This is a genomic window from Pseudobythopirellula maris (genome assembly GCF_007859945.1).
Classification (GTDB): Bacteria; Planctomycetota; Planctomycetia; order Pirellulales; family Lacipirellulaceae; genus Pseudobythopirellula; species Pseudobythopirellula maris.
Genome location: NZ_SJPQ01000001.1, coordinates 282,970 through 298,933, shown reverse-complemented (window position 1 = coordinate 298,933; position 15,964 = coordinate 282,970). Strand labels below are relative to the sequence as shown.

Here is a 15,964-nt window from a genome sequence, read left to right as displayed (position 1 = left end):
CGATGCTATCTCCAAGAGGTTCTTGTGTGTGCGGCGCCGATCGGCGTTCGCACGCGTTGAGAACCATGGCGACACGGTTGTCGCCCCTGCGGCGCCCCATGAGGGCAGTCGCTATCTGAATGAATAGGGAGATTCTGATCATGCTTACCGTCGCTAGCGGTATATCTGTCGTGCGTTGGATTGGCGTTGCCGCTTCTTGCGTGCTGGTAGCCACGACCTCGTCGGCGACGGCTCCGGCGCCGATTGATCAGCTCCGCTACGCGGAGGCTCACGCCAACGCGGCTTGGGGAGAGCCTGTCGTCAAGCCGATCGAGGTTGGCCGGCTTCATTACGTGAGCGACTCGGAGGCTTTCGCTCTCACGCAGGTGTGCGCCAACGAGACCGCCTGTTGCGACGCCTCGTGCTGCGACAGCGGGTGCTTTGGTAGCGGGTGCTGCTCCCCTTGCAATTCGGGCTGTGGATGTCTGAACATCTACGCCGGCGCCGAGGCGACCTTCCTATCGGCCGACTTCGAGTCCGCGTCCGCTCTGCGGGTCGACGCCACCGGAATCGTGTTGACCCCATCGACGGTCTACAACGAGAACCTCGAGCACAAGATTAGCGTCGGGCCGCGGGTGTGGCTCGGCGCCGATAACGGTTGCTGGGGCGCGCAAGTCCGCTACTGGCACTTGGACGAGAACCACCGCGAAAGCAACGGCACAACGCAGCCGATCGGCAACATCTACGACGCGTCTCGCATCCAAGGCGAGATCGACGCCCACACGTTCGACGCCGAGGTGGTCCGCCGCTTTACCAATTCCCGAAGCGACAACCGGCTTTCGTTCGGTTTCCGCTACGCCAAGTTCGACATCGTCGAGAGCACTTCGCTCGACGCCTCGTTCCTCGGTCCGCAGCAGGTGGCCGGCACGACCACGGGCGAGCGGTTCATCGAGGCGCCCGGCCTGACGTTCGCCTTGGCGGGCACGAGCGGCGCCAGCAACACGGGCCTGCGGTTCTTCTACAGCGGACGGGCCTCGTTCCTGTGGGGCGACAACGGGGCGCAGGTGCTCACCACCGCCACCACGCGGAACGGCGCCGGCTCGAACACCGTAGCCGACAGCGACTTGGTCAACAGCGACGACGTGATCTTCATCGGCGAGGTGCAGCTGGGTCTCGAGTACCGTCGCCGGCTGCAGCAATCCGCCGGCACGTACTTCGTCCGCAGTTCGGTTGAGTACCAACACTGGACCGGGGATTTCAACGGGGCAGGCGCCACGGCGACGAACGCCATTGGTCTCGACGACGTGACGTCGACCGGCGCCGTCAGCGGCCCCGGCGACATCGACCTGATCGGCCTGACGCTGTCGACCGGATTTATCTACTGACCCGTCACGGTGATGCCGCCTCTCGAAGGGGCATCGCCACGCGGGTTGCTTCCAGGCGGAAGCGAGAAAAACAACAGCCCCGTCGCTCGCGCAAGCGGGCGGCGGGGCTTTCTCGTTACGGGCCTGCAAGCAATGGGCGCGCTAACGGAGCGCTTCGAGCGGCTGGACTCGCATTGCCGAGACGGCCGGGAACAAGCCTCCCAGCAGGCCCATCACGAGCGTGAAGCCGAGCGCCGTGGCCATGATGGCGGCGTCCACTCGGAAGGCGAAAGCCAGCGTTTTCGATCCCATCGTGGCGCTGAGCGTCATGCCATTGATAAGGCTGCCGAGCATCAGCCCCACCACGCCTCCGACGGCGGCGATCAGCAGCGCCTCGAGCAAGAACGCGACGAGGATCTCGCCCTGCCGGTAGCCCATCAGCCTCAGCACGGCGATGTCCTTGGTCCTTTGTCCGAGCGCGGCGAACATGGTGTTCGTCACGCCGAAGACCGTGCCAACCGCCATGAACATGGCGATCACCAAAGCGGCTGCGGTGATCATCTCGGTCTGCTCGGCCTGGGCCTGGAAGTAGTCGCGCTCGCGGATCGCCTCGACCGGCGTGAGGCGGCTCTCCAGCAGGTGCTTGATGCCCGGCGCCACGGCCGCGACGCTCTCCATCCGCAAAACAACCGAGGTGTAGGCGCCGTGGCGGTTGAACTGGGCGGCGAGCTGGTCGAGGTCGCACCACACCTCCGACTCGAACGTTGAACCGCCGGCGTTGAATACGCCGACCACCCGCCATTCCTTCGAGCCGAGCGCGAGCATCTGGCCGACGCGCACCCCCTGTTCGCGTGAGAGGCTCTCGCCGATCACCGCCTCGTTCGTGTTGGCGTGGAAATTCCGCCCGCGGACGATCCGGACTCCATCGTGGACCAGGTAGGCGTTGGGCCCGCAGCCGCGCACCTGCAAGAAACCTGTCGGCTGGTTCTCCTCGGCCCGTGGTTGCATGACCATGAACATCTCGCGGCTGGCGAGCGGCTGCCGCGCGGCGTCGCGGGCCACGCCGGGGGTCCCCTCGACACGCACGGCGAGCGAATAGTCGAGCCGGCTGAGGACCTCGTCCGAGTTGCCCTCTTGCATGACCAGGATGTTCTGCGGGTGCCCCGTCACGGCGTTGACGGTGCGGATGCCGTTCACAAACGCCAGCATCAGGATCAGCGCCGCCACCACAAGCGTGAAGCCGCCGGCCGTCGTCAGCGTGGTGCGCCAACGGACCATCAGGTTTCGCGAACTGTAGCGGACGGGGATCAAGGCGTTCTCTGTAGGTCTCTGCGGTTGATGTGCTCTAGGCGATCAAGTGCTCTGGGCGGCGAACACGTCGGCCACGCGCACCTTCTGGGCGTTCCAAGCCGGCAAGGCGCTGCTGAGCAGGCCGATCACGGCGCCGAGGAAGAAACCTTGCAGCAGGTAATCCTGGCTCACCGGGAACTGGGCGAGCATGTCGATGCGGAACGGTAGCGCTCCGCTGGCGTTCAGCTGCGAGAAGGACCAAGCCAGCCCCGCCCCGAGCGCGCCGCTGACGGCGCCGATGAGCGTCGCCTCGCCGACGACCATCGAGAAGATGTGCATCGGCTGGTAGCCGAGAACCTTGAAGATGGCCATCTCTTTGCGGCGCTCGCGCACCGTGATGCCGATGCTGTTGGACAAGATCAGCACCATGTCCAACAGCAGCACGGAGGCGACGAGGCTGACGATGTTCATCGTCGTGGTGAGCCGGCTGCTGATGCGCGAGGCGCCGGCCGACTCGGTCTCGACTTGCAGTTCGGCCTCGCTGTTCTCGAACATCTTCTCGACCTGCTGCGCCACGCGCTGGGCGTTGTCGATGTCGCCCGCCTCGAGGAGCATGATGTTCACCGCGTCTTCGGCGCCGAGGGCCTGCTGGTAGTAGTCCTCGCGGAAGATTATGGTTTGGGCCCACAGCTCGCTGTCGATCACGCCGACCACCTTCAGCTGCAAGGTCTTGCCGGGGTGGGTGATCGACTCGACGGAGAAGGTTTGCCCCACCTCGCGGCCGATGCGGTCCAAGACGATCGGCCCGGCCAGCACGCCGGTCTTCTCGCGTCGCATCGCCTCGACCAAAGCGGGGTCGAGGTCTTCCAGGCCGGCGGTCATCTCACGCAGGTTGTCCATCCGTGTCGCCATGCCGCGCACCTGGGTGGTGGTGCCCCCCAGGTAGCCGGCGAAGAAGTTCCAGGTCGTCCAGTCGCGGACCCCTTCGACCTGCGAGATCTTGTGGACGTAGCGCCGCGGGAACTCGCTCGGCACGACCCACCGTTCGCGCACGATGAGCTGCGTTTGGCTGGTATTCGACTGCACCATCTCCTGGATGGTCGACGTGACGGTGTCGACCGTGGCGTAGATGGCGAGCAGCACCACGACCGCCATGGCGGTGAGCGTGGTCCTCAGCCAGTTGCGGCCGAGATTGCGGAGGATGAGACCGAGGGTCTTCAAAGCTTCGGGAGGGCGGCGATCACCGCTGCATGGAAGGGGTCAGTGGGCCGATTCGTAAGTGGCGCCCGACCAGCCGGGGAACGCCTCTTCGAGCGTGTTTGCGGCGCCGGCCACGATGTGGCCCGAGTCGAGCCGGATCAAACGCCCGGCTCGCGACGCGGCGGCCGGGTCGTGCGTGACGAGCAAGATCGTTTTCTTCATGTCCTCGTGGACGGCGCCGAGCAGGTCGAGGATCTCCTCAGACGTGTGCCCGTCGAGGTCGCCGGTGGGCTCGTCCGCCACGATCAGCACGGGGTCGGTCACCAACGCCCGGGCGATGCCAACGCGTTGCTGCTCGCCGCCCGACATGTGCCCGGGGCGATGCGTCAAACGGTGCGACAGGCCGACGAGCTCCAACGCGTTGAGCACTTGTTCGCGGCGCCGCTTGGCCGAGAGGTTGTAGAGCAGCAGGGGCAGCTCGACGTTCTCGTACGCCGTGAGGACCGGGATCAGGTGGTAGAACTGGAAGATGAAGCCGACGTTCGTGCTCCGCCAACGGGCGAGCGGCGACTCGTCCATGTGCGAGATCTTTTGGCCGTCGATCGTGATCGAGCCCTGGGTCGGCCGGTCGAGGCCGGCGATCAGGTTCAGCAGCGTGCTCTTGCCCGAACCGCTTGGCCCGATGAGGCTGACAAACTCACCGCGGTTCAGGTGCGTGTCGACACCGTGCAGCACCGGCACCTCGGTGGCGCCGCGCATGTAGGTTTTGCGGACGCCATCGACGACGACCAGTCGTTCGTCGGTGGGGGGCGTGATCATGGCAGGGAGACGCGGGGGGCTCAGAGAGAGACAGGCACAGGCTCAACAGGCTGGCCGGGGCGGATGCGAGAGTTGGCCGCGTCCAGCACCACCGCGCCCTCTTCGAGCCCGCTGGTGACCTCGACAAAATCGACGCCGTCCATCGCCGGGGGCAAGCCCTTGCGGTCGCCATCGAAGGGTTCGGTTTTGATATCGGCCCACGCCGCCCGGCCGTCCGCCTCGATGAGCACCCGCTCGCCGCCCTCTTGGCCGACGACCACTAACGACGCCGGCACGAGAAGCTTGGGCGCGGTGTCTTCCGGCGCCGCGGCGCCGAGCACGCGGACCCGGCAGGTCATGTCGGGAAGCACCAAGCCCTCCTCGTTATCAACCGTCACACGGGCCGCACGCACGCCGCGTTGGCGGTTGTAGACCGGCGAGAGCCAGGCGACTTCACCGTGGAACTCGCGGCCGGTGTGGGCCTCGGTCGTGATCAGGCAAGGTTGGCCGATTTGCACATCGCCCGCTTGGCTCTCGGGGATATCGACCACGGCCTCGATCTTCGAGAGATCGGCGATCGTGCAGAGGATCAAGCTGCTGCCGGGGCCCACCATCGGGCCGGGCACCACCCGTGCTCCGAGCGTTGCCCGACGCTCGATCACCGTGCCGGTGAGGGGCGACGTGATGTCCGTGGCGTTGACCACGTACTCCGCTTTGGCGAGCACCGCTTCGGCCCGCTGCACCTCGGCGTCGGCCGCGGCGATCCGTTCGGCCCGGGGGCCCTTCTTGAGCAAACCGACGGCGTGGGTCAATTGCTCGACGGTCGCCTCGGCGCTCTTGAAGGCGGACTCCGCCTTGTCGAGCTCGGCCGGCGAGATGACGTCGCTGATCGAATCGGCGCGTTCGAAAGCGCGACGGGCGTTGTGCAGCGCCGACTCGGCCTTGGCGAGATTCGCCTCGGCCTGGGCGACCTCTTCCTCGCGTGAGCCGAGCACCAGCTCGTCGCGCTGCGCCTTGGCCATGCTGACGCTGGCTTGGGCTTGCAGCAGGTCGGGGGCGAACTCCTCGCGATCGAGCACCGCGATCACTTGGCCCACCTCGACTCGGTCGCCCTCTTCGATCGGCAGCGAGACGATCGTGCCGGCGATGCGTGGCGCCACCTCCGCCGTTTGGCTCGCTTCGGTGTAGCCGGTCAGCGAAAGCTCGGCGTCGACCGGGTCGTAGAGCATCGCTGTGTGGGAAGGCACGGGGAACGGCCCGAACCAAGACTTCCAAATCGTGGCCGTTGTTCCGCTGACCCAGCCGCCGATCAAAAGCGCCGCCACGACGCCCATAGCGACGTAACGCGGAACCGCGCTGCCCGCCGACGAGGGCATCTCCGCCGCGTCGAGACGCAAAGCCTGCACACGCGACGACATCGAAGAGGCGGCCTCTTCGGTACGTGGTTCTTGTGCGCGGTTCGCAGCCGGCATGGCCGAAGAGGAACGGCCGCCGGGCGCACGCTCGGTCACTGGCATAGAACTGTGCGGGGCAGGGGAGGGCGGCGGGCCACGACGGGCGTGTCGCGGGGATGGGATGGCGTGCGTAGCGGCTTCGCAATCGGCTTGCGCGGTGGTGGGCGTGAGCCCCCCTCAATGCCGACCGGTGATGGCCGTAACTTGTTGCTGGGCTTAGAGGTTCCATCCTATCGAGCGGCAGACGGCGATGCAAATTTCGCGCGTTCCTAGGCGGCTATTTTGCTGCCTAGCCCCTGCAACCCCGTGAGCCGCGGCCAGGTTCCTATCCGGGCGCCCAAGAAAATCGCCGATCGCTGCCGCCTGAGGGCAGGTTATAGGGGCCAACTTAGATGGCCACGGCGGGGCCGGGCTATCAGACCGCCAAGAGAAACATCCCGTAGAGCTAGGCCAGAGGAACGGGCGGTTATCGCACCACGCCCGCACGCAAAGAGGGTCCCTCGGCCACACGGGCCGGCCGGACGGGGTCGAGTCGCATCGAATTCTCGCTCTCAACGCCGGGCAGCCTGAGGGCTTTGGGCTCGAACGGCAATGCGGGGGGGACCATTTCGGTAGGCTGCTCGATCGACCTCGAGCTGGCGATCCACGGGGTGACCGGCCGGCAAGTCGCGGGGGTGACCTCTCCCTGGCTGATCCGCCCCGGCCGGGTCAGCCGGTAGTCGAGCCCGCGGGCGAGATGGAACTTCTTCGCCTGGTGGGCGGCCGACCGATGGGCGGCGCCCGACCACGGCCCCTCGGCCAGATGGATGTTGAAATCCTCAAGCAGCGTGCCGCGGGCGCGGCAGACTTGGCTGATCGCCAAGTTGTATTCGACCAGGCTGCGGTAATAGAGCGCAGAGGCCTCGGTCGAGCGGCCTTGGGCCTCGAGAACGAACTCGAGCGGCACTCCGCCCGCGTCGAATTTCTTGACTACCTCACCGAGCTGCAATCCTTCCGCGTCGCGGCGGTTGTAATTGACCCGCAGAGACTCGTACGCCCTGTCGAGCTCGGCGAACGCCGCGCTGAGCTCGCTGGCGATCAGGCGTTCTTGCTCTTGAGCGATCGCACGCTCGCGCGTGAGCTGCCACTCGGCGTTCTTGATGGCGGTGTGGCCGATGCGATTACCGATCGGGGCCGAGAGTTGCACGCCAACGGTCCAGCCATCGAGCCCACTAGTGAGCAGGTCCTCCACCGCGCCGCTGTTGTTGTAGTTGCGGTTGCCGAACAGCTCGTCGCCAAAGCCGAAGCGGCGGTATTGGCCGACAAAGTCGACCCTGGCGAGACCGAAGTTACGCGCCGCGATCAGCTCGAGTTCACGCCGCTTGACGATCCAGCGTTGGCGGCGGAGCTCGACCCGCTGCGTTTGCGAAGCGAGCAACGAATCGCCCCAGTCGAAGCGTGTTTCGGCCACGGCGGGCGGGTCGCTCGGACGGATCAGGCGGCCGTCGGTGGCCGGCAGTCCTAGCAGCGATCGCAGGTTGCGTTCGGCGGCGTACACCCCGCCGCCGGCCGGCAGGCCTGGCGCCGCCGCGCCGACGCCGCTGAGAGCGTCGATCGCTCGGGCCTCGAACGCGAAGTATTGCGCCCGGGCACGAGACTCCTGCTCGCGGTCGGCGAGGCCGGCCTCGAGTTTGCGCTGCATCGACCGCCAGGTCTGCAGCGCCGCCCCACGACCGCTCACTTGGGCGTCGAGATTGCGGTAGGCGAAGTAGAGCTCCCAGTAGGCCCGCTCGGTGTCGGCCACCAAGTCGCGGACGGCGGCCTCGAAGTCGGCCAGCGACACGTCCGTATTGATCCGCCCCAGCAGCACGCCGTTGTACTGGCCCGGCCTCGCATTCGGACCGGCGATGCGGTTGAACTCGACCCCGGCGCCTTGGAGCAGCGGCTGCCGCACTTCGGCTTCGAAGGTGGTGTCGTAAGCGCTCGGAAAGAGGTTGAGCAACGCGTTGTTGCTGAGGAAGTTCGTCGTGTTTCTTAACGCGAACTGGGTGCCGGTCGCCGAGGTTTTGCTCAGCTCGGCTTGGTAGCGGCCGTTGTCTTCAACCAGGTTGCGTCGCCCGCCGGCGAGGAACAGGTTGTTGATCGTTCGTTCCTTGTGCTCCCGGAAGAGGCCGGTGGTGAACACCGCGTCGAACGCCGAGAGAGCCCCCTCTGGACCGGTGAGGGGGTGGGTCTCCTGGATCGCCGGATCGAACGCCGTTTTAGCCAACGCCGGGCTGCTGAGCACCCGCCCGCCGGCGTCGCGGATCACATCGCTTTTAGCCAACGCGATCGCCACCGCCTCGTCGAGCGACATCTCCCAGGCGACCGGCTCCGATTCCATGCGAACCCGCTGCGGTTCGGGCATCGTGACGACGCTCGTAGCGGGGCAGCCGCATGTCTCGGCGTATTCGATTTTTTGAGCCACGCCGTCGTAGTGCGGCGCCGGCCGGCAAGAGCGGGCCTTGAAAGCGCCCTTCGATTGGCACCCTACAGCCACAAGCATCACCATGGCGAGCCGCGTCAACCGCCCCAGCCCCCCACACGACGGCACACGCCCTGCCGCAGCAAAGTGCGGCTCGGTGCTATGCCGCGGGGTCTTGGCTGTCTGGCGATACATGGAGTCTTCGTGGGGGTCGATTCTTGCAGCACGAGCCGGTTATCAGGCTTATTCGGCCCCCAGCGGCATGCGCCGGAAGTATCAGTTGCGCCGAGCCGACAACCACTGCAATCGGTACAGCCGGACGCGAGCCAAACCACCGGGCCGCCCCGCTCAGGGAAGAAGCAGCACCAGGCCCATCCAAGCCGCCCCCTCCAGGGCTAGCGCGTCCGTCTCAAGGGGCGGACGCTGGCGGAGGCGAGGCGTGGGGCTGCCCGGTCGGTAGTACCCGAGCGAATAGACGCGGCTCGTGGGGCAATCAACCGCCGCCTTGTACGGCAGCAGCGGGATCGACGCGAAGAACTTGGCGCCCGACACGGCCGATTGCCACGGGCAGTCGAGGCTTTGGCCGTAACGCTCCAGCGGGGTGTCTTCGAAATAGGTTGGCCGCCACCAGCATTCCGAGGCGCGCCAGTGCACCACCTTGGGACCAACCCCTTTGGTCAGGTCGTTCTCGCCATCGGCTAATCCCGCCGCGGAACGATCGCCCGGCAAGGCGCCGCCGTCGGACGCCAGGAAATTGAGACTGATCGAGCCGAGCGGCTTCGGCTGCGCGTCGCTGCGCGTTGCGCCCGGGGCGATGATTTCCGCCTCAGCGGCGGGGGGGGCTGCCGTCGGCGTTGCTCCCGATGCGGGGGAGCAAAACGCTGACACAGCAACGGCTGTGAGCAGCGAGATGCCCACAGCCAAGGCGTCCGTTGAGGTGAATTCACCACGCATGGATGCGATTCTCCGTTCGTTCGTACGATGGGTCACGGCCGGCGGGGCAACTGCTCCTAAACCTCATTGGCATCAAAGGAGTGGCGACACTCCCAAGCCCGTGAAGGGTCACAATCACTACCCCCACCATCGAACGGCGCCGCCCTAAGTCATCGGGGCTTTCGCCAGAGCCCCCATAGGTCGCACAACCCGCCAGCCTGCCCAGGCGGCAAACCTTGCGCTCCCGGATGATGTTGCCGGTTGTGAGGACCCGCGGCGAGCTGGCCCCCACAGAAAGAGGATCCTGCCTAACTTCACGTGAGACCACCGAGGCGGTTGGGTCGAATTCTATAGATAGTCGTTCGCATCGCCGGATGGCCCACTAACGCCCCACCGCACCAGCCATCACCGCTTAAACACGAATCGGTATGGACGTCACGACGCCCCCCACGAATTCGAGTTTCAGCACGCCGTGCCCCGCGTACGTTCCTTTGGAGCAGCGGAACGATCACTCAGCTGAGCCGATGCCACTCTCCCAACCGAAGAGCGACGACGCCGGCGAACTCGTGGAGCGTATCCTCGACGCGTGCCCACGCCGACTGCCGGGCAGCCGCGACGAGCAGCGTGCTCTGCGGATGCTTTACAACGCCTTCAGCGAGAACGGCCACACGCCGGCGGACTGGCGTGTGGAGTGGCCACGCTTCCGGGCCAACCGCAGTATCTATCCGGTGCTGGCGTTACACCTGGGCGTCGCGTTAGTTGGCACATTGCTGCTGCCCGTGGCGCCATACGCCGCGGCCGCGTTGCACGCACTGGCCGCCATTAGCTATCTGGGCGACACGACTTACCGGTTTTACTTGCTACGCCGCTTGCTGCCGCGGCGGCTCACGCAGAGCCTTATGGTCACCCGTCCGTCAAAGAGCCCGCAGCCGCGACGACGAATCGTGCTGATCGGCCACGCCGACGCCTCGCACACAGGCCTGCTGTTCCATCCCAAGCTCACCCGCGGATCGACCGGTGCGGCGCCTCCTTGGCCGTTTGGCTTTGTCCGCCGTCCGATGCAGATCTTCGTCGGGGTCTGCGCGGCTCTCGTCGCGCTCGACGTGATTTACGGCCTTACCGGCGCCCATTTGAACTTGTTCATCGGAGCGACAGGATTGGCGTTTCTCTACGGAACGCTGATGAACCTCGAGATCCTTTGGCGTGATAAAGTCTCGCCTGGCGCCAGCGACAATATGAGCGGCAGCGTCGCTGCGCCGATTCTCGCTCGCCGTCTGGCCGCTGATCTGCCCGACGATGTCGAGCTTGTCTGTGTTGTCACATCCGCCGAGGAACCCGGATCGCTCGGATCGGCGGCGCTCCAGCGTGAGATGCGAGAACGCTGGAGCCGGCAGAACACATACGTCCTGGCGCTCGATTGCCTGACTAACGGCGAACTCTGCTACAAGTCGCAGAGCGAGGTCGTGCCGCTCAAGGCCTCGCCGCCGCTCGTCGCCGCGGTGCAAGCCGCAGCGGACAAACTCGGCCGCCCGCCGCTTCGCTGCTGGGACGCCCCGGCCGGCATGGACGACTCCACGCCGTTCCGCATGCGCGGCTACGAGTCACTCTGCCTCGCCGCCGTTGACCCGCGGCTTGGCGTTTCGCGTCACTACCACCAAATGACCGACGACGCCGCTAACCTGGAACGCGAAGAGTTGAGCCGTTCGATCGACTTCGCCGAAGAGGTTGTCAAACAGCTTGTCGACGCTCCCGCCGACGCGATCCCGACGTCCGAACCAACCGACTTCACGCCGCCACGCTCGCGCGATCTTCCCAACCCGTGGCGAAGCGCGGTCTTCGCGTGTTCGGTTGGCGCCGGGGCAGGGGCTTGGTGCGGCTTCGTGTCGCCGCTCGGCTTTGCCGAGAGTTTTGTGTGGCTCCGCATGGCCTGGATCGGGTTCCTGGCCTTGCTCTGCGTTTGGTGGTTTCTGCAACGGCTCGGCGTCGATCCGAATCGCTACGACATCGGCCGCTCCGCCTCACTGCTCGCCTTGGGCGGATTGCTCTCGGCCGCCGCCGGCGTGCTGGCCCACCCGATCAGACTGCATTCCTTAGCTCCCCCGCTCCTGCTGATCTCCGCAGGCGCGTTGGGTGGATTTTTGCTCCACCGGCTCGCTCTGCAGCTTCACCGGAAAAGGAACCGCCAAAACGCTATCGATTAAAGGAGAATCTAGGCCTTTTGAGATCGGCCTCGACAAGCTAAGATACTCGCTTCGCGTGCGATCGGGGCCTTCTGGCCCGCAGCACACGAGGCTCCCGAGACGCGTCGCATCGCTCCCCCAGAGCAACCAACCGCGACGCCTCAGGCCGATCGACAGGCGATCGGCCACCACCGGAGCCAAAGAAATTCTCGACTCGGGCCGTGGCGCAGGCTGGTAGCGCGTTTGACTGGGGGTCAAAAGGTCGCAGGTTCGAATCCTGTCGGCCCGACTTTCTTCAGAAAGAGGCCCTTCGGCGAGCGCGTCGAAGGGCTTTCTCCATTCAGGGACGAGAGTTACGTCGACCAGACGGAAGTTCAAACAGACGATTTCAAGCATCCGACGTTTGGCCCGGTAATCGGCCGTTAGCCGCTTCTCTTTCAAGGTTTGCGAGAGTTCAAACCCCTTCAAGGCGATCTCGCCTAACTCCACCCTTGTTGAATGGGCCTTCGAATTGCTGCGGCTGCAGCGAGCCCAAGAAAGTTCAGCATCATCGAAGGCTCGGGAATGACAGGGGCAAGGGGAGAGGAGACGGTCGAGGTTGGGAAATGCACTTCGGCCCGCTGCACGAGCGATCCGGCCGCCAGGCTGCCCTCCAGGTTTTGGTTCAATCGCACCCTGGCCGAGGGCGCAAGCAGCGACCCCCACATTTGTCGGTTAGAGACAAAGTCGGTGGCGTCGTAGAAATTCCAAACTATCGACGATATCAATTCCTCCGGTGCGTTGCTGAATGAGCCGCCGAAGTTATTGTTCATCGCCCCGCCGCCAGAGACATTGATGATGACCTCGTCGGCGCCGTTCGCGTTCAGTTCGAACCTCGCGTTCGGATTGTTGAACAAATCTTCGAAGTTTAAATCGAAAACGGCGCGGTGGTCCGAATCGGGAGCGGCGTTAAAATACGTGGCGTTCTGGTCCGAGGTGTCGATCGTGCTGTTGGGCGTCAGCGCCGCGAATGCTGCGGATTCGGCGGTGAGTTCCGCGATCAAATCGCTGATGTCCGGAATCCCTCCGGCGATCACCGGGCCGCCGTTGACGTTCCCAAATTTGGTCCCAGCGAGGGCGACGTGATTGCCGGCCTGATTAAGGTTGATGTTCGCAACGAGATCGCCGCCGATGCGGGCGCTGCCCTTCTGCATGTTGACGTTGCCGTTGGCTAGATCGCCAACAACGGTCAGTGAGACCTCACCGGGAGTAACCATGCCTGTGCCGACGGCGACATCGGTGGCTTGGCCGAGCACGTTCCCGCCGACCACCACACTTCCCGCTGTGTTGGACCCCGCGTCCCAATCCTGAAACACCACGATACTGTTTCGAGAGAGGGCGGTCGTCGAGGATCCTTCGCAGCGATCCGGCGCGGCGCCCAGAGCCAGTAGTGCGGCGCAGCCAAAGAATCGGTGAGTGATCAATCGGAGTAACATAGGATACTTATCCCTATTCGCCGCCCTAGGAGAGAAACGACCTACGCCGCCCTCCGCACGTCGATTAGTACTACCCCGGCGACAGGAGCGGTGATTCGGTCTTCCGCATAATGTACTCCCGGCGAGCACCAGATGCTGACGATTGCTAGCGAAAAAAGATTCAAATAATCAGACCCCGGATAGACGCCCAGGATTCCTCAATCAAGCGATGCGATTAGCCTCGCCAGCAACCACGCGACCGATTCCGTCTGGCTGCCGCTGCCGCTGCCGCCAGCGCCAACATGCCCAATCCCGAAGCGGCGGGTTCAGGCGCCGAAATCGAGGGCGAGGCTACGGAGGCGCCAAAATTGCCGGAGAGCAGTGAGAAATCGGTGATGTCGATGAGCCCGTCGCCGTTGAGGTCGCCGTCGGTCCATCCCCCCAGGCTGCCAGTACACGAGCGACGCGTCCAGAAGACGTTAAGAACACTCGGCGTCGAGTGCTCGATGAGCCGCCGTGGCGACTGCTACGATCCGCCGAAGGCGGACGTGGCGGACGAATCTTCTGGTCGATCAAGCACGAGGGGACGAACTGGCGTTCGTACACCACGATGGAGGACGCCCGGCTGAGCGTCTTCAAGTACATCGAGACGTTTTACAACCCGAGGCGTCGGCGCCAGACGCTCGGCTACAAGTCTCCTGACCAATTCGAAGCCGAACACGCTACGACGCACGCGGCGTGAAATTCACCCCGTCGGTGTCCGGAATTGGTGGGCTATCGCATTGGATGCGCCATTCTTCCACGTGCATAAACCCCAAATACTCTGCATTGCTTTAGTCGCCCATGCGACGTTCCGCACGCAATAGGCGGCCACCGACGAGCTTACTGCCCATGCACTCGTCGGTGGTCACCGAGGCTTCGGAAAGCTTTCATCGAAGTCGCCGAGAAGACCCTAGCAGGGCGCTAAGCATCGCAAGCAGGACCCACGAACTCGGTTCTGGAACATTGACGCCTACCGACAATCCTAGAGCGGTAGCACTGCTCGAACCGAAGTTCAACACCCACTCGTCGTAGTCACCCACGTCAACCGTGCCCGACCCGTCGCCAGAGCCAGCCGCCAATACCGACTCATCGGCGTCGAGATTGTCCCGCCACGTGGTGAAGTCTGCAGCGTCCACACTGCCATCCCCGTTAAAATCGCCTCGACCGAATGAAGGATCTCCCAGTTCGAGCTGAAGGAACGGCGCGTATTCACCCTCGGCGACAGGCTCGGTTAGAAACAAATCCCCATCGCTCGGCTGGGAGAATCCGAAATTCGCGTCAAGATCTGCTTGAGTGAGCTCGTAGTCACTAAAGAAAATGTCAATCGTGTTCCTGGCGTTGGCAAACAGGGTTACGAAGTCGCCCTCGTACTGTTGAAGAAACGAAACGAAGTCATTGTTGTTGTCCTCTAGGGCAAACGGTTCCCCAGGAATGGGCGTGTTCAAGCAAGCCACTGGGTCGGCATCGCATAATGGGTCATTTCCATCACGTCCCACATCGGTGGCCTTCGACCCTTGAGCAAGAACGTCAAATGCGCCCTCATTGTTGTACCAGGAGAAGAGGGTAACGGAATCTTCAACGGCTACTTCAGTGGCCAGAGTCTGGTCATTAGGGCAGTTCTCTGGATCAATAGAGCACGCGTTCTCCCACGCTGTGAAAGCTTCATGGAAACCCAACATGCTATTGGCCCCAGGAACAGAGCCATTCGTCGTCGTTGTGGTTTCGTCCCAGGTCTCCGTGTCATAGGTTAATCCATCAACGCCAGGCTGAAGTGCTGCAGTGCCGTGATGCACCGCGCCCCAGGTCCACCGCCTGTTGCGCTCATGGACGCTTGTCAAATATAGAGCAGCATCTTGAATCCTACTCTTATCGATTCCCCGCAAGTCGAACTTAGCGAACAAGGCTGTGCCCTGCTTTCCTCGCACCCGCGCCACAGTTTCGTCCTCCTCAAAGTCGTCAGGTGCGCCGGCAAGAAACTCGTCATATCTTAACATCTTGCCATCCGCTCCACCTGCATCCGCGGTGCTAAGAGTGACAATCGTTTGAGCAGAGCCTACATTCGAGAGCGTCAGCGCGAAGATTGCTCCCATGCAGGCTAAAATGCTAGATCTCATCGATTCTCTCCTTGCTGGACTAGATGGATGCCTCGCAGAAAGGCTCACCTAGAAACGTGAAAAGATTTTAACGCGAAAACCCGAAGAGGACGCCAACCAATTAGTGAACCCAGTCGGCGTGGAAAAGAAAAGATAAGTGTTGCTGCTATCGACTGGCGATAAGCATTCGCAGATATGAAATCAAATTAGCCTGCTACAGAGCGCCGGGTCAAGTTCTTCGCCCAGTGTGAGGTCGTTGAAGGTTAGGCGAGCTGCGGCTATCGCGTTACAACTGCTATCATTCTAAGTCGGAGTACCTGCATAGTAAGGGCATCGTTTCCGTTGCTCTTAGAGGTCGCAGTGACTCGTGCCTGCGGTAGCTCTGCCCATCGATGTGTGCGTATGGAGTTCCGACACGACGATCCTGTCGATCTACATTATCGGAAGGCGGTTCTAACACGTCTCCTTTTCTGCTGATCAACCCTGTGGCATGAAGAGGATCGCGTCCAGGCAGCAAGCTGATCCTCGATACGACTCGCAGCTAACTGATCGGCGTCATGGCTTCGTCAGCCTACATCGACAATGCACCGCATTGCCTGCTTCGGCTTCCTCGCCACGCCGACAATCGCTTCCCCCCTCGTCCACACCAATTCGAAAACCGCTCTAAGAACGCGTCTCATAGGTTGCTCCGACCTACTTTTTATGGTCCGTCGGCACTAGCAAGCGGGCGTGGC

At 63.7% G+C, this 15,964-nt stretch carries 12 protein-coding genes and 1 tRNA gene; 4 read left to right on the top strand and 9 right to left on the bottom strand.

Features of this window, described 5'->3' with window-relative positions:
• The first annotated feature begins 140 nt into the window (after positions 1 to 140).
• A complete protein-coding gene (locus Mal64_RS01105; protein WP_146395864.1) occupies positions 141 to 1,364 on the top strand; it encodes a hypothetical protein in 1,224 nt (407 codons plus the stop codon).
• A 141-nt stretch (positions 1,365 to 1,505) separates the two neighbouring features.
• Here Mal64_RS01105 and Mal64_RS01100 read toward each other — a convergent pair whose 3' ends face one another.
• The 6 genes from Mal64_RS01100 to Mal64_RS01075 form a co-directional block, all read right to left on the bottom strand.
• Positions 1,506 to 2,654, bottom strand: coding sequence for an ABC transporter permease (locus Mal64_RS01100; RefSeq protein ID WP_146395862.1), 1,149 nt, complete (start codon positions 2,652 to 2,654; stop codon positions 1,506 to 1,508).
• Positions 2,655 to 2,696: 42 nt separating this feature from the next.
• A complete protein-coding gene (locus tag Mal64_RS01095) occupies positions 2,697 to 3,854 on the bottom strand; it encodes an ABC transporter permease (protein WP_146395860.1) in 1,158 nt (385 codons plus the stop codon).
• 39 nt (positions 3,855 to 3,893) lie between these two features.
• The gene (locus Mal64_RS01090) at positions 3,894 to 4,652 is read right to left on the bottom strand and encodes an ABC transporter ATP-binding protein (protein WP_146395859.1); all 759 of its coding nucleotides are present in this window, start codon (positions 4,650 to 4,652) and stop codon (positions 3,894 to 3,896) included.
• A gap of 20 nt (positions 4,653 to 4,672) precedes the next feature.
• Positions 4,673 to 6,148 carry an efflux RND transporter periplasmic adaptor subunit gene (locus Mal64_RS01085; RefSeq protein ID WP_146395857.1) on the bottom strand — a complete coding sequence of 492 codons (1,476 nt, stop codon included), beginning with the start codon at positions 6,146 to 6,148 and terminating at the stop codon, positions 4,673 to 4,675.
• Positions 6,149 to 6,551: 403 nt separating this feature from the next.
• Complete coding sequence (locus Mal64_RS01080; protein ID WP_146395855.1) at positions 6,552 to 8,723, bottom strand: TolC family protein; 2,172 nt, start codon at positions 8,721 to 8,723, stop codon at positions 6,552 to 6,554.
• A 153-nt stretch (positions 8,724 to 8,876) separates the two neighbouring features.
• Positions 8,877 to 9,482: a hypothetical protein gene (locus tag Mal64_RS01075; RefSeq protein WP_146395853.1), complete on the bottom strand. Its 606-nt coding sequence runs from the start codon at positions 9,480 to 9,482 to the stop codon at positions 8,877 to 8,879.
• A 503-nt stretch (positions 9,483 to 9,985) separates the two neighbouring features.
• On the opposite strand from Mal64_RS01075, the gene Mal64_RS01070 reads away from it, so the two are divergent.
• Positions 9,986 to 11,662 (top strand): M28 family peptidase, encoded by a 1,677-nt coding sequence (locus tag Mal64_RS01070; protein WP_197525320.1) that lies wholly within the window; start codon positions 9,986 to 9,988, stop codon positions 11,660 to 11,662.
• A 194-nt stretch (positions 11,663 to 11,856) separates the two neighbouring features.
• A tRNA-Pro gene (locus Mal64_RS01065) sits at positions 11,857 to 11,930 on the top strand.
• A 190-nt stretch (positions 11,931 to 12,120) separates the two neighbouring features.
• Here Mal64_RS01065 and Mal64_RS01060 read toward each other — a convergent pair.
• Positions 12,121 to 13,116 (bottom strand): choice-of-anchor A family protein, encoded by a 996-nt coding sequence (locus tag Mal64_RS01060; RefSeq protein ID WP_146395849.1) that lies wholly within the window; start codon positions 13,114 to 13,116, stop codon positions 12,121 to 12,123.
• Positions 13,117 to 13,330: 214 nt separating this feature from the next.
• Entirely contained in the window at positions 13,331 to 13,435 is a 105-nt protein-coding gene (locus tag Mal64_RS20350; protein WP_391570410.1) for a PEP-CTERM sorting domain-containing protein, read from the bottom strand.
• A 159-nt stretch (positions 13,436 to 13,594) separates the two neighbouring features.
• On the opposite strand from Mal64_RS20350, the gene Mal64_RS01055 reads away from it, so the two are divergent.
• Complete coding sequence (locus Mal64_RS01055) at positions 13,595 to 13,837, top strand: IS3 family transposase (protein WP_197525319.1); 243 nt, start codon at positions 13,595 to 13,597, stop codon at positions 13,835 to 13,837.
• Positions 13,838 to 14,024: 187 nt separating this feature from the next.
• Here Mal64_RS01055 and Mal64_RS01050 read toward each other — a convergent pair whose 3' ends face one another.
• On the bottom strand, positions 14,025 to 15,251 hold the full coding sequence (locus Mal64_RS01050; RefSeq protein WP_146395845.1) for a hypothetical protein: 1,227 nt from the start codon (positions 15,249 to 15,251) through the stop codon (positions 14,025 to 14,027).
• Positions 15,252 to 15,964 lie beyond the last annotated feature (713 nt).